General features: G+C 31.2%; 10 protein-coding genes. All 10 read right to left on the bottom strand.

Features of this window, described 5'->3' with window-relative positions; all coding sequences use genetic code 11:
* Positions 1 to 11 precede the first annotated feature (11 nt).
* Complete coding sequence (locus Q0T35_RS09100; protein WP_295842694.1) at positions 12 to 2,492, bottom strand: DNA translocase FtsK; 2,481 nt, start codon at positions 2,490 to 2,492, stop codon at positions 12 to 14.
* 151 nt (positions 2,493 to 2,643) lie between these two features.
* Entirely contained in the window at positions 2,644 to 3,375 is a 732-nt protein-coding gene (locus Q0T35_RS09095) for a Bax inhibitor-1/YccA family protein (protein WP_295842692.1), read from the bottom strand.
* Positions 3,376 to 3,494: 119 nt separating this feature from the next.
* On the bottom strand, positions 3,495 to 3,926 hold the full coding sequence (gene rpiB, locus Q0T35_RS09090; protein WP_295842691.1) for a ribose 5-phosphate isomerase B: 432 nt from the start codon (positions 3,924 to 3,926) through the stop codon (positions 3,495 to 3,497).
* A gap of 11 nt (positions 3,927 to 3,937) precedes the next feature.
* On the bottom strand, positions 3,938 to 5,446 hold the full coding sequence (gene gltX, locus Q0T35_RS09085) for a glutamate--tRNA ligase (RefSeq protein ID WP_295842690.1): 1,509 nt from the start codon (positions 5,444 to 5,446) through the stop codon (positions 3,938 to 3,940).
* Between the two features lie 67 nt (positions 5,447 to 5,513).
* A complete protein-coding gene (locus tag Q0T35_RS09080) occupies positions 5,514 to 6,953 on the bottom strand; it encodes a hypothetical protein (protein ID WP_295842689.1) in 1,440 nt (479 codons plus the stop codon).
* A 564-nt stretch (positions 6,954 to 7,517) separates the two neighbouring features.
* Complete coding sequence (ilvC, locus tag Q0T35_RS09075; protein ID WP_295842687.1) at positions 7,518 to 8,564, bottom strand: ketol-acid reductoisomerase; 1,047 nt, start codon at positions 8,562 to 8,564, stop codon at positions 7,518 to 7,520.
* A 13-nt stretch (positions 8,565 to 8,577) separates the two neighbouring features.
* Positions 8,578 to 9,132 (bottom strand): acetolactate synthase small subunit, encoded by a 555-nt coding sequence (ilvN, locus tag Q0T35_RS09070; RefSeq protein WP_295812568.1) that lies wholly within the window; start codon positions 9,130 to 9,132, stop codon positions 8,578 to 8,580.
* Positions 9,133 to 9,136: 4 nt separating this feature from the next.
* Positions 9,137 to 9,808: a class I SAM-dependent methyltransferase gene (locus Q0T35_RS09065; protein WP_295842684.1), complete on the bottom strand. Its 672-nt coding sequence runs from the start codon at positions 9,806 to 9,808 to the stop codon at positions 9,137 to 9,139.
* 10 nt (positions 9,809 to 9,818) lie between these two features.
* The gene (ilvB, locus tag Q0T35_RS09060; protein WP_295842682.1) at positions 9,819 to 11,525 is read right to left on the bottom strand and encodes a biosynthetic-type acetolactate synthase large subunit; all 1,707 of its coding nucleotides are present in this window, start codon (positions 11,523 to 11,525) and stop codon (positions 9,819 to 9,821) included.
* Positions 11,526 to 11,555: 30 nt separating this feature from the next.
* A complete protein-coding gene (gene ilvD / locus Q0T35_RS09055) occupies positions 11,556 to 13,382 on the bottom strand; it encodes a dihydroxy-acid dehydratase (protein WP_295842680.1) in 1,827 nt (608 codons plus the stop codon).
* Between the last annotated feature and the right edge of the window lie 509 nt (positions 13,383 to 13,891).

Genomic DNA, 13,891 nt, shown 5'->3' with positions numbered 1-13,891 from the left:
TTAAGTATTTTTTAGTTGTTTAAATTTTCCAATAATTGTTCCAAACTTACTAGGTCTGTGATTAATACTTTGCGTGCTTTACTACCTTCAAAAGCGCCAACGATGCCGAATGCTTCCAATTGATCCATAATTCTACCCGCTCTGTTATAACCCAATGACAATTTTCGCTGTATTAACGAGGTAGATCCTTGTTGTGCAGTTACGATTACTCTAGCTGCATCATTGAAAAGTTCATCTCTTTTTGCTTCTGAGACTTCATTCTGGCTAGCATTAGTATTATCTTCATAAAATTCCGGTAATTGATATGCATCAGGATATCCTTGTTGAGAACCTATATATTCTGTGATTTTATCTACTTCTGGGGTGTCTACAAAAGCACATTGCATACGTATCAATTCATTTCCCGTTGTAAATAACATATCACCTTTTCCAATTAGCTGATCTGCTCCATTTCCATCTAAAATAGTTCTGGAATCAATTTTGGAAGTTACACGAAAAGCTACTCGAGCAGGGAAATTGGCTTTAATCATACCTGTAATAACATTTACCGAAGGTCTTTGCGTAGCAATAATTAGATGAATTCCTATGGCTCTGGCTAGCTGAGCTAATCTGGCAATCGGAAGTTCAACCTCTTTTCCCGCAGTCATGATTAAATCAGCAAATTCGTCTATAACTAAGACAATATACGGTAAAAAACGATGTCCTTTTTCAGGGTTTAATTTACGTTCTTTAAATTTTTGATTATATTCTTTAATGGTTCTTACATAGGCGCTTTGGAGAAGTTTGTAACGATTATCCATCTCGACACAAAGTGAATTTAAAGTATTAATTACTTTAGTAGTATCGGTGATAATGGCTTCTTCCGTATCAGGTAATTTTGCGAGAAAATGACGCTCAATTTTATTATATAGAGTAAGCTCTACCTTTTTAGGGTCTACAAATACAAATTTCAATTCACTAGGATGCTTTTTATATAATAAGGAAGTTATTATAGCATTTAAACCTACAGATTTACCCTGACCTGTTGCTCCTGCCATTAGCATATGAGGCATTTTAGCTAAATCTGTAACAAAAGTTTCGTTAGAAATGGTTTTTCCAAAAACAATCGGAAGTTCCATATCTATTTTTTGAAATTTTTGAGAAGCAATTACCGATCGCATGGAAACCATGGTAGCCGTGCTGTTTGGTACCTCAATACCTATAGTTCCTTTTCCTGGAATTGGAGCTATAATACGTATTCCTAAAGCAGCAAGGCTAAGGGCAATATCATCTTCTAAATTTTTAATTTTAGAAATTCGTATACCTGCTTCCGGTATGATTTCATATAAGGTCACCGTAGGACCCACTGTTGCCTTTATACTTGAAATTCCAATACCATAGTTAGCTAATGTAGTTACAATTTTATTTTTATTTTCTTCTAACTCTTCATTATTGATAGTAATGTTGTTGTTGATATTATAATTTGTAAGAAGGTCAAGTGTCGGGAATTTATATTTTGGTAAATCCAATTTAGGATCATAAGGTCCAAATTCTTCTAAAATGTTTTTATGAGGCTCAATTTCAGTTAGAAGCTCTTCTTTTTTTGTTTCTTCAATGGTGAGTGAAATATCCTCCTCAACTGTTTCTTCAATTGTAGGGATATCTATCTCAAAATCAGTGGTAGGTTGACTTATATCATTATTTGCTGTAGAATTCTGTAATTCTAAAGTTGAATCAGATAAGCTTAATGGAATATTTTCTTCAACTAGTGTTTCAGAATCTTTCGTTTGTTTATCTTCTTTTTCAACTTTTTCATCTGAAGGGCTTTTTGTAAAAACAGTCTCAGATTGAGCCGTTTTAGGATCTTTTATTTTCTCATAAATTTGATCTTCTTTAAATGGTTCATTTATTTCATTGTTTTTCTTTTCAGCCGTTTTAGACTGTGTTCCGGGATGTACTTGTAATTTGGATTTTATATTTTCTACACTAAGGTTAAACTCAAGAATGAAATATATTGAAATTGTTAATAACAATATAATACCTGTCCCCACGCTTCCAAGTAAAGATTTTAAATAATCATAGACTTCGTATCCTATTAAGCCAGAAAGAAGCCATTTAGAGCCCAAAACCATAGCTAGGAATATCGGTGTCCATATGATAAAGAAAATTCCATGAGAAAGTAGTTTCCATATTTTTAGAATTTCTTTATCAAATAATATTTTAAAGGATAAAATTAAAAAGAAAAATGGGATAAAAACAGAAATAGCTCCAACACCGTCAAAAATAAATATTTGTCCTAAATACGCTCCTATTTTACCGATGATATTTTGTGCAGTAATATTTTTATTTAAAAAAGAAGTTAATTGACTTTGATCTTCTTTCCAATTATAATAGAATGATATAAATGAAATAAATAATATAAGGGAAAAGCTAAATAGAACTAATCCTAAGATTGTTTTTAATAGAGGTTTTTTTTTATTTTTTTTTATACTATCTTTTGGATTATTCTCCATATTGATTTTCTAATAAATTTAAATTTACAAAAATTATAGTTTACGTCTGTGTTAAATTTTATTTTAAATAAGATATTTTATTATATGTAAATAGGTGAATAAAAACATTATTCACCTATAAACTATTTTTAAGGTTTTTCAAAAAGAAAAATTATTTTCGTGACCCAAGAAATCTTAATAAATATAAGAAAAGATTAATAAAATCTAAATATAAAGATAAAGCCCCTTGAATAGCTATTTTAGAATAGTTCTCTCCTAATTCTTCATTTATCTGAGCTCCAATATTTTTAAGTGTTTGCGTATCATAAGCTATTAATCCCACAAATATTAAAACTCCTACTACAGAAGTTATTAAATCCAACATAGTGTTTTTTAAGAAAATATTTACTAATAAAGCTAATAATACTCCTAATAGCGCCATAGATAAAATCTTTCCAAATTTAGTTAAATCCGTTTTTGCGAAATATCCATATAAACTCATTATAGCAAAGGTGCCGGCAGAAATAAAAAATGTGGTAGCGATAGAAGACATAGTATAAGCTAAAAATATGATGGATAATGTCATTCCATTTATAAAAGAATAAAAAAGAAAAACAGCCATTGCTAAGCTTAAAGTCATTTTGTGAATAGCCCCCCCTAAGGCAATAACCAATCCTAATTCACCAATAATCAAGGCATAATATAAAAATGTCGGACCGGTAGGAGTGAACATTAGATTTAGTACTCCCGGTGAGTTGGCTGTAAAATAAGCAGTAAAACCGCTTATAAATAAAGCGAAGCTCATCCACATATATACTTTAGAAATAAATGTAGCTTGTTGCTTTGCAGTAATATTTTTTTGAAACGATGTTTCCAATGTGTTTTCGTAATCTTTAAAATCCATTTCCTTGATTATTTATAAACCCAAATGTACAATTTTTATGTTATTTTATAAAGAGATTATTTATTCCAAAAATAAATTTAAAAAAAATATTATTGTAATATTCACGTTCTCAACATATTTCACCAATTGGAAATTTTATTCACACGATGTTGATGTCTTCCCCCTTCGAAATTAGTCGATAGAAATATGTCAATGATATTCTCAGCCAATTCTTTAGCAATGAAACGAGTGGGAATAGCCAACACATTTGCATTGTTGTGTTGTCTAGCTAGACGGGCTATATCTGTTTGCCAACAAAGTGCACAACGAATTCCCAAATGCTTATTGGCAGTAATGGAGACTCCTTCACCACTTCCGCAGAAAAGAATTCCAAAGTCAAATTCATGATTTTCAACAGCAATAGCCAAAGGATGTACAAAATCAGGATAGTCTACACTTTCTCCTGAATAAGTTCCAAAATCATGAACTTGATTTCCTTTTTCTGTAAGGTATTTAAATATATAATTTTTATATTCAAATCCTGCATGATCTGAAGCTAACGCTATTTTCATAACATATTTTTTTAAATTTTTAATTCTAAATTTTTTATACGTTGTAAAGTTTCTGTTTTTCCAAGTAATTCCATAATGACAGGAACATCCGGCCCTTTGAGATCTCCAACTAAAGCTAAGCGTAAAGGTTGCATGATTTTGCCGAATCCCATTCCTGATTTTTCAACGAATTCATGAATATAAGTATGCAATTCTTTTTCTGTAAAAGATACTGATTCCAATTCAGAATATAATTGAAATAGGATGGGTTTAGTATCTTCTTTGATAGCCTTTTTAAAGCTTTTTTCATTATATGTGCTAGGAGCTAGCCAGAAAAAAGAGCCTATGTCCCAAATTTCTTTTACAAAAGAAACTCTCTCTTTTAAGAGTTCTACAATTCGAAGATCCTTAGCATCATCTGTTTCAATGTTTTTTTCTTTTAATATTTTCTGAAATTCTGGTAATAATTTATAGGCATCAGATTTACTAATATATTCATGATTAAACCATTTTGCTTTTTCGGGATTAAAACGGGCTCCGGCTTTATGAACTTTTTCCAGATCGAATTCATCAATCATTTCATGTAAAGAGATGATTTCTTTATCGTTGGAGGGCGACCAACCTAGTAAGGCAAGCATATTAATAAATGCTTCAGGTAAATAACCTTCTTCTTTATAGCCTATAGAAGAAGTTCCCTCCTTTACATTTTCCCATGCAAGAGGAAAAACAGGAAATCCGTATTTGTCACCGTCTCGTTTGCTTAATTTTCCTTTCCCTTCCGGCTTTAAGATTAATGGTAAATGGGCAAATTCGGGAGAATTCCAACCAAATGCTTCATAAAGCAATATATGTAAAGCTAACGAAGGTAACCATTCTTCGCCTCTAATGACATGTGTAATTTCCATCGTATGATCATCTACAATGTTAGCAAAATGGTATGTAGGCATACCATCGGTCTTTACAAGAACTTTGTCATCTAATATTGAAGTATCAATAGTGAAATTACCACGGATAATATCATTTAAAACTAGAGTTCTATGAGGTGGAATTTTAAATCTGATCACATAAGGCGTACCGGCATTTAATTTTTGTTCAACTTCATCATCAGGGAGAGTAAGGCTATTATTTAAACTATTTCTAATTTCATGATTATAAGAAAACACTTTTCCTTGCTCTTCATATTCTTTTCGTAATTTTTCTAATTCCTCAGGTGTGTCGAATGCTATGTATGCATAGTCAGTTTTGAGTATTTCTTGAATATATTTATTATAAATATCTTTTCTTTCAGATTGTTTATAAGGAGCAAAGGGACCTCCTTTTTCAGGACTCTCGTCAAGTTCTAATCCGCACCATTTTAAGGAATCATTAATGTATTTTTCAGCTTCTTCAACGTAACGGTTTTGATCTGTATCTTCAATTCGCAGTATAAATTTGCCTTTATTTTTTTTAGCAAAAAGATAATTATATAATGCGGTTCTAACTCCTCCGATATGTAAATACCCTGTTGGACTGGGTGCAAAGCGAACTCTAATTTTTGACATTTTCTATATTTTACTACGCAAAAATAACAAAGAAAATAGATATATTATAAACATTTGATTCCTAAATTTATTTAGCTTTTTTATAGGATTGATAATAATTGAAAATTTTGTTGTAGTGATTATCTAGATATATTAATAGCTTACTTTTATCTTTTTCATTAAATTGTGCTATAAATTTTGTATTATTTTTTCCTTTAGAGCCAGAAAAATGAAGATTATTATTAGTCACGTCGTAAGGTATTTTTACTACTCGATATGCAATATCATTTTCTTCTAATCTTGTTAAATTCGATTTGAAAAAATAATCAATAGGAACTATAGTGTTTTTATCTAATTTCCTTAACTGAGCTATCTGATAATGGGTATTTAAACTGAAATAGAAATTTATTGTCAGAGATATTATAATAAATAAAAAGGTATTTAAGCTTATTAACGATATTGTTAAATTTGTCAATATTTTAGCATATATATACATATTAGATTTATATTCCATTAATAAAAGAATTATTATAGGGAATAAATAGAGTTGAGGTACCATTCTTGCAAGCCAAAAATCCGGAAAAGATAAAATACTGGCTGCGATTCCTAAAATTAAATAATATAATACGGAAGGAGTATTATTAGCTAAAAATAAAGACATAACTAAAAGTACTGCTGTAAGAATAATAATAACACAAAAAAATGGCCCAAAACCTCCATAGGTAATTGTTACTTCACTAAGATTTTTTATTTCAGAAAGCTTGACAGAAAAAGGTATTTTAAAATTCATTGTTTGGTTACTTCTTCCGGTATAAGAAAAATAAGATATAAATGCTTTTTCAATTCTGTTTTTTTTATAAAAATCTTCATTTACATGAGATGATAATAAGTTTTTAACTTTATCTTTTCCAAATACCGGATGAAAAATATGAAGATTATTTTTTATATTAGTGTAATAAGGGTTTACATTGGTTAAAGGAAAAATAATTAATCCGGTAATAAAGAAAGGAAGTAAATATTTAAATTTTAACTTATCATTTTTCCATAAATATATAAAGACAAATAGTACAAGTATAAAGATTAAAAGGAGAGAGGTAAATTTCAATGATGAAATTATGGATAGGATAAAAATAAAATTAAGAAATTCAATTTTGTTATAATTTTTAACTAAAAGAATTAATGAGCAAATTAATATAATTAAACAAGAGTACATAAATCCATCTAAATAATGAGTAAATATTTCTGTAACTACAATAGGATTCACACATATGAGAAAGGTGTAAATATATTTTTTTAAATTACTTAAATTAGCTTGATTTAATAGTTTAAAAACATATATTATAGAAGCTATAAGAACAATCATATTAATAAGTTTACCTGATTCCATTTTTTTGGTAAAAGAATAGATGGAAGCAGCAATTATTTCATAGCCTTTAGGATAAGATTGTACGTATATCTGTGCTACATTCGTTTTTGAAATTTCGTAGATAGGATTCCACCCTTGTTTTAAGTTTATAATGCTTTCCAAATGATACCATTGGCCATCAGTTGAAAGATCATAAAAAGATATAGAAAGATAGAAAGACAGTGTATAAAATATAATCGTTACAAACCACTCATAAAAAATATTTTTTTTTGACAGGAAAGGAAGTGTAAAATAAGAAATTATAAATGAAAATAATATTATGTATCGGGGAATACTTATTTTGAATAAAAATAATATATTAGATAAAAATAAGATTATAAAAAGTGGTGATATAGTAAAAAATACTAATATTGATGAGTTAATATGGGATTTATTTTTAAAATTTATTACCATTTAAATAAAGATCAATTATGCAAATATATGAAAAAAGGAATATGTTGTTCACGTATTCCTTTTTTTTATTTTTTATAATTAAAATTAATTATTTTCCGATCTTAATTCTCTAATAGTCACCACTTCTGCTTTTTATATAAAAAAATACTAATATGTATTATTTAATATACATTTTTTATTAATTAACATTTTAATATAAATTTATTATACATATGGTATAAAAAAAGGAATATGTAATTTACATATTCCTTTTTTTGTTTTTTATAATTAAAATTAATTATTTTCGGGTCTTAATTCTCTAACAACCGCTCCCGCTTTCCACATTTCGCTTTCACGAAGAGCTTTTAACTCTTCTTCCAATTTTTCGCGATAATCCGGCTTAGAGTTAGTATCAATAGATCTTTGAGCTTCATTACCACAAGCTACTTCTGCATATAATTTTGCAAATACAGGTTTTGTAGCGTCGTGGAAAGGTGTCATCCAATCTAATGCTCCTCTTTGAGCAGTAGTAGAACAGTTAGCATACATCCAATCCATTCCTTTTTCAGCAAAAAGCGGCATTAGCGATTGAGTAAGCTCTTCAACGGTTTCATTAAATGCTTCTGATGGTGTGTGTCCGTTTTCACGTAATACTTCATATTGAGCTAATAAGATACCTTGAATAGCACCCATTAATGTACCTCTTTCTCCGGTAAGGTCAGAATATACTTCACGTTTGAAGTCAGTTTCAAATAAATATCCGGAACCTACTCCTATACCTAAAGCGATAGTTCTGTCTTTAGCTTTTCCCGTTGCATCTTGGTAGATAGCATAGCTTGAGTTCAACCCTCTACCTTCTAAGAACATACGTCTAAGGCTAGTTCCTGATCCTTTAGGAGCAACTAATATTACATCTATATCTTTAGGGGGAATAATTCCGGTACGATCGCTGAAAGTGATACCAAAACCATGAGAAAAATATAATGCTTTTCCGGCTGTTAAATAAGGTTTTAATTTTGGCCAAACTTCAATTTGAGCAGCATCTGATAATAAATACTGAATAATAGTTCCTTTGGAAGCTGCTTCTTCTATATCAAATAAAGTTTCTCCGGGAACCCATCCATCAGCAATAGCTTTTTCCCAAGTTTTACCGCCTTTACGTTGACCAACGATCACATTAAAGCCATTATCTCTTAAATTTAAGGCTTGTCCGGGACCTTGTACTCCATACCCAATAACTGCAATGGTTTCACCTTTTAATGTTTCCCTAGCTTTTTCTAAAGGAAACTCATCACGAGTAATAACATTTTCAATTACTCCACCAAAATTCATTTGTGCCATCTTGTTAGTATTTTTAATTTTTTATTAAAGATTCTTTTATTTTTAATTCGCTTAACATATCACTTAAGCGTTCTATTTTTGAAGTATTTATAGCTATTCTTCCAGAGCGAATAAACTGCAAAACTTTTATATTCTCACTTAATTCTTGAAACAGCGCTTGTGTATCTGTGTAATGTCCTGTTTTTTGAATTACAACACAAATCTCGTTAATTTCAAGTATCTGAGCATTATATTTTCTAATTAAATTTTCAACCGAGCCAATTTTTAGGAATTCAGGTGTCGGTAATTTATATAATGCAATTTCTTGATGAATGAGTTCATCGTCAGTATTATAATAAGATTTTAATACATCCACACATTTGTCAATTTGCTTGACAACTTTTTCAATGGTTTCTTTATCGCAAAGGACCGTAATGGTAAATTTATGTATTCCTTCTATAGCAGATGGAGATACTGATAAAGTTTCTATATTTAAAAATCTTCTGGTAAAAACACTAGTAACCTGACCCAAAAGTCCCACCGTGTTTTCAGAAAATATGGTAACAGTATATAACGTTTTATTTTTCATGATTTTACTTTTTAGCATATAAAACTGCGAAGTCGTAATATTTATAAAGACAATCAACCTCTTTAAATCCTGCACTTTTAAGCCAATTTAATTGCTCTAGCAAAGGACTCCTTTTATCTAACTTTATTCGTTCAAAGCAAGCCTCAATTGCTTCTTGAGCTAAGCCGCTTTTTTCAATATACGCTCTCCATAATCTGTCATAAAGTGTAGAAAAAAATTCATCATTTCCCGCAATTTGTTCTGCATTTATAAATACACCGTTTTCCTTAAGATAGGAAAATATGGAATTATAAAGTTTAATTTTATCAAAATCCTCTAAATGATGAATTGCTAAAGAGGATACCACCGCATCGAAAGGTTGAGTTACTGTTAACGTGGTAAAATTCTGACAGATTATTTTAATATTCGGATTATTAATAAATCTATTTTTGGCAACTTCCAGCATCTTTTCAGAAAAATCAACTAAAGTAATTTTAGCTTTAGGATATTTTTGCAAAATAAATTCAGATAATAATCCGGTGCCTGCTCCGATATCTAGGATTTCAGGGGAAGAAGTTGAAAGATTTATATTTTCTACCGCAATCTGATAAAAATCGTCAAAACAAGGAATTAATTTCTTTCTTTGTTGATCGTATTGCTGTGCGACGGAATTAAATTTGGATTGAATAGTTTTCATAATTTTTAATTTATAGTTGATTAGATTCTCCCAACAAAATGTTAGTTACACAAGAACCTGCAGGTACCATAGGATAAACCATTCCTTGTAATTCTACTTGTACATCCAATAAATAAGGACCTTTATGATTAATCATTTCATCAATTGCCTTATCTAAATCATCTCTTTCACTTATGGTTTTAGATTTTATATTATAAGCCTTAGCGATAGCTTCGAAATTTGGGTTTTTCATAAGAGTTTCTGAATATCTTTTATCAAAAAATAATTCTTGCCATTGACGTACCATGCCAAGGAAATGATTATTTAAAATAATTATTTTTACATCAATGTCGTATTGCATGATGGTTCCCAATTCTTGTATAGTCATTTGTATCCCTCCATCACCCACAAATAAGCAGACCGTTCTATTGGGAGCACCAATTTTAGCTCCAATAGCTGCAGGCAATCCAAATCCCATGGTACCCAGTCCTCCCGAAGTAATAACGCTTCTACTATGTTTATATTTAAAGTATCGCACTCCCATCATTTGGTTCTGTCCAACATCGGTAACTAATATTCCTTCATGGTTTGTAGCTTCAGAAACTTTTCTAACTACTTCCCCCATCTTTAAGCTTCCTGCTTCCGGATACAACTCTTTTTTGATTACAGCATCATATTCTTTACTGTCATATTCTTTGAAGCTATCAAGCCATTCAGTATGCTTACTCTCATGGAGAAGTTTTGTAACTTCTGCTAAGGTAGTTTTTGCATCCCCAAGAACTTTTACATGAGTTTTTACATTTTTATCAACCTCAGAAGGATCAATATCAAAGTGAATAATTTTTGCCTGTTTAGCATAAGTATTTAAATCACCGGTGACACGATCGTCAAATCGCATACCTATTGCAATTAAAACATCGCATTCATTAGTTTTAATGTTTGGGGCAACATTTCCGTGCATTCCTAAAAGTCCGACATTTAGCGGATGGTCTGTAGGTATAGCTGAAAGGCCTAACATAGTGGACGCTCCGGGAATATTTGCTTTCTCTAAGAAATTTTTAAGTTCCTTTTCCGCACCGCTTAAAATAACCCCTTGTCCAATTAAAGCCAGGGGCTTTTTTGCTTCATTAATTAATTTTGCAGCTGATCGAATTTCCTCTTGTTTTAAATCGGGAATCGGCTGGTAGCTTCTTATAAAATTAATATCTTTTGGAGAATATTCAAATTGTCCGATCAAAGCATCTTTTGTAATATCTAATACCACAGGTCCTTTGCGACCGTTACTAGCAATATAAAAAGCTCTAGCTACCGCCCATGGAATTTCTTCTGCATTACGTATTTGATATGTCCATTTGCTAATTGGCTTGGTAATTCCTACTACATCTGCTTCTTGGAAAGCATCACTTCCTAATAAGCCGGAAAATACCTGGCCAGATATTACTACTAAAGGAGTACTGTCAATCATAGCATCAGCAATTCCGGTTACCGTATTTGTAGCACCGGGACCTGAAGTTACTAATACTATTCCGGGTTTTCCATTAGCTCGGGCATAACCTTGCGCAGCATGGGCAGCTGCCTGTTCATGACGTACAAGAATATGATTGATTTTATCTGTGTAATCATATAAAGCATCGAATACCGGCATAATAGCCCCTCCCGGATATCCGAATATAGTGTCTACACCTTCTTTAAGCAAGGATTTTATTAAAGCCTCACTTCCTGAAATATTAGTATTCATAGTCTTTATTCTTATTATTTAAGTCATTAATTATATTATTCTTACTGCACCTAAATCCGCTGAGCTAACCATACTAGCGTATGCTTTTAATGCTTTTGAAATTTTACGTTCTCTGTTGGGTTTAAATGCTTCGTTACCTTTTGAATATTCTTGATTCCTTCGAAATTCCAGTTCTTCATCGGATATTTTAACGTTAATAGAACGATTAGGAATATCAATTTCAATAATATCTCCGTCTTCTACCAAACCTATGGCTCCTCCGGCTGCAGCTTCAGGGGAAACATGCCCTATGGATAAACCGGAAGTTCCTCCTGAAAATCTTCCATCGGTAATTAAGGCGCATTCTTTTCCTAAATGTTTTGATTTTATATAGGAAGTAGGGTAGAGCATCTCTTGCATTCCTGGGCCTCCTTTTGGGCCTTCATAGGTAATGATTACGACATCGCCGGACTGAACTTTTCCTGATAAAATTCCTTCGCAAGCAGCATCTTGTGATTGAAATACTTTTGCCGTACCTGTAAATTTAAATATGCTTTCGTCTACTCCCGCCGTTTTTACCACACATCCGTTTAAAGCTATATTACCTTTTAATATAGCTAACCCACCGTCTTTAGTGTAAGCATGTTCCATATCTCGAATACATCCTTCAGATCGATTGGTATCAAGGGTAGGATAGGCTGAATTTTGTGATCCCATAACTAAATTAAACTTATTCCCAGGAGCTGATTTATATAAATTTAATGCTTCTTGATTAGGAGCTTCCGTAGTTATATCATATTTTTCTATTGCTTGTTTTAATGTATAACCGTCAATTCGGTAGGTAGAGGTATTGATTAAATTTGATTTAGCTAATTCATTCAAAATACCCATAATACCACCGGCTCGATTTACATCTTGAATATGGTATTTTGTTGTATTCGGAGCAACTTTACATAGACAAGGAATCTTTCTAGATAAGGAATCTATATCGTCCATAGTGAATTCCACCTGTGCCTCATTTGCGATGGCTAAAAGATGAAGGATTGTATTCGTAGAACCACCCATAGCAATATCTAAAGCCATAGAATTGAGGAAAGCCTGTTTCGTAGCAATACTTCTTGGCAATATGGAATCATCTCCAGCACGATAATATTTGTAAGCATTTTTTACAATCAAGGCAGCGGCATCTTTAAATAGTTTTTTTCTATTTTCATGGGTTGCTACTATGGTGCCATTTCCGGGCAAGGCTAATCCGATTGCTTCATTTAGGCAGTTCATAGAATTTGCTGTGAACATACCAGAGCAAGAACCACAAGTAGGACAAGCAGATCGTTCAATGGCATTGACCTCTTTGTCTGATACAGTGGAATCTGCAGATTTAATCATAGCATCAATTAGATCTAAATGTTGATGATTTAATTCTCCTGCTTCCATTGGTCCACCGGAAACGAAAATAGTTGGAATATTTAATCGCATAGAAGCCATAAGCATACCGGGTGTTATTTTATCACAATTGCTTATACATATCATTGCATCAGCTTTGTGAGCATTTACCATATATTCAACACTATCAGCAATTAAGTCTCTAGAAGGAAGAGAATATAACATTCCGTCGTGTCCCATAGCAATACCATCATCTATGGCAATGGTATTAAACTCAGCAGCAAAACATCCTAATGCTTCTATTTCCGATTTTACAAATTGTCCTATTTGATGTAAATGCACATGCCCGGGTACGAATTGGGTAAATGAATTGACGATTGCAATTAAAGGTTTACCCATTTGTTCCTCCTGCATTCCGTTTGCTCTCCATAGAGCGCGGGCTCCAGCCATTCTTCTACCATGGGTGCTGGTGTGACTTCTTAACTGGTTTTTCATTTTTTTAGTTTATTTTTGTTTCTTTATAAAATTAAAGCCCTTTCCTTAATAGGGAGAAAGGGCTTATGATATTTTATAACTACAATAGATTCTACTAACATCCCTCCCCCTGATTAACAAATATTGACCAGAATGAGGTTTAATAAGAGTATGTAGTTTAAATGAGACATTAGTTTTTAATTATATATTTTTATAACTTATAAGAGTGAGACAAAATTAAGATAGTTTTTTATTATGTCCAAATATTATTTGTAAATAAAATAATATTTGATAAAAGTAAATCCTAATTTAATATTAAAAATAAAAAAAAAATATATTATTTATATTGTATTAATTTGTTAAGTATAAAATTTCTTTAATTTTTTATTTATTAGATAAAATTAGAGGTTTAGTATTAAAAAAATAGGTTAAATTAAATTGTTAAAATATTTTTATTAAGAAGTCTGTATTTTTTGTCTTAAATTGTCTCGCATCTTTACTTAAATTATACAATAGTTTCTAAAAAAATC

The sequence above is a fragment of the uncultured Apibacter sp. genome (genome assembly GCF_946479295.1).
Classification (GTDB): Bacteria; Bacteroidota; Bacteroidia; order Flavobacteriales; family Weeksellaceae; genus Apibacter.
Note: the sequence above shows the minus strand (reverse complement) of the source record. Positions and strands in the feature narration are given on the sequence as shown.

What these genes read in the sequence shown, in the direction of transcription:
- Q0T35_RS09095 (WP_295842692.1), bottom strand. Translation starts at nt 3,375, where the DNA reads ATGGATTTTAAAGATTACGAAAACACATTGGAAACATCGTTTCAAAAA.
- Q0T35_RS09065 (WP_295842684.1), bottom strand. Translation starts at nt 9,808, where the DNA reads ATGAAAACTATTCAATCCAAATTTAATTCCGTCGCACAGCAATACGAT.
- ilvB (WP_295842682.1), bottom strand. Translation starts at nt 11,525, where the DNA reads ATGAATACTAATATTTCAGGAAGTGAGGCTTTAATAAAATCCTTGCTT.
- ilvD (WP_295842680.1), bottom strand. Translation starts at nt 13,382, where the DNA reads ATGAAAAACCAGTTAAGAAGTCACACCAGCACCCATGGTAGAAGAATG.
- rpiB (WP_295842691.1), bottom strand. Translation starts at nt 3,926, where the DNA reads ATGAAAATAGCGTTAGCTTCAGATCATGCAGGATTTGAATATAAAAAT.
- gltX (WP_295842690.1), bottom strand. Translation starts at nt 5,446, where the DNA reads ATGTCAAAAATTAGAGTTCGCTTTGCACCCAGTCCAACAGGGTATTTA.
- ilvC (WP_295842687.1), bottom strand. Translation starts at nt 8,564, where the DNA reads ATGGCACAAATGAATTTTGGTGGAGTAATTGAAAATGTTATTACTCGT.
- ilvN (WP_295812568.1), bottom strand. Translation starts at nt 9,132, where the DNA reads ATGAAAAATAAAACGTTATATACTGTTACCATATTTTCTGAAAACACG.
- Q0T35_RS09100 (WP_295842694.1), bottom strand. Translation starts at nt 2,492, where the DNA reads ATGGAGAATAATCCAAAAGATAGTATAAAAAAAAATAAAAAAAAACCT.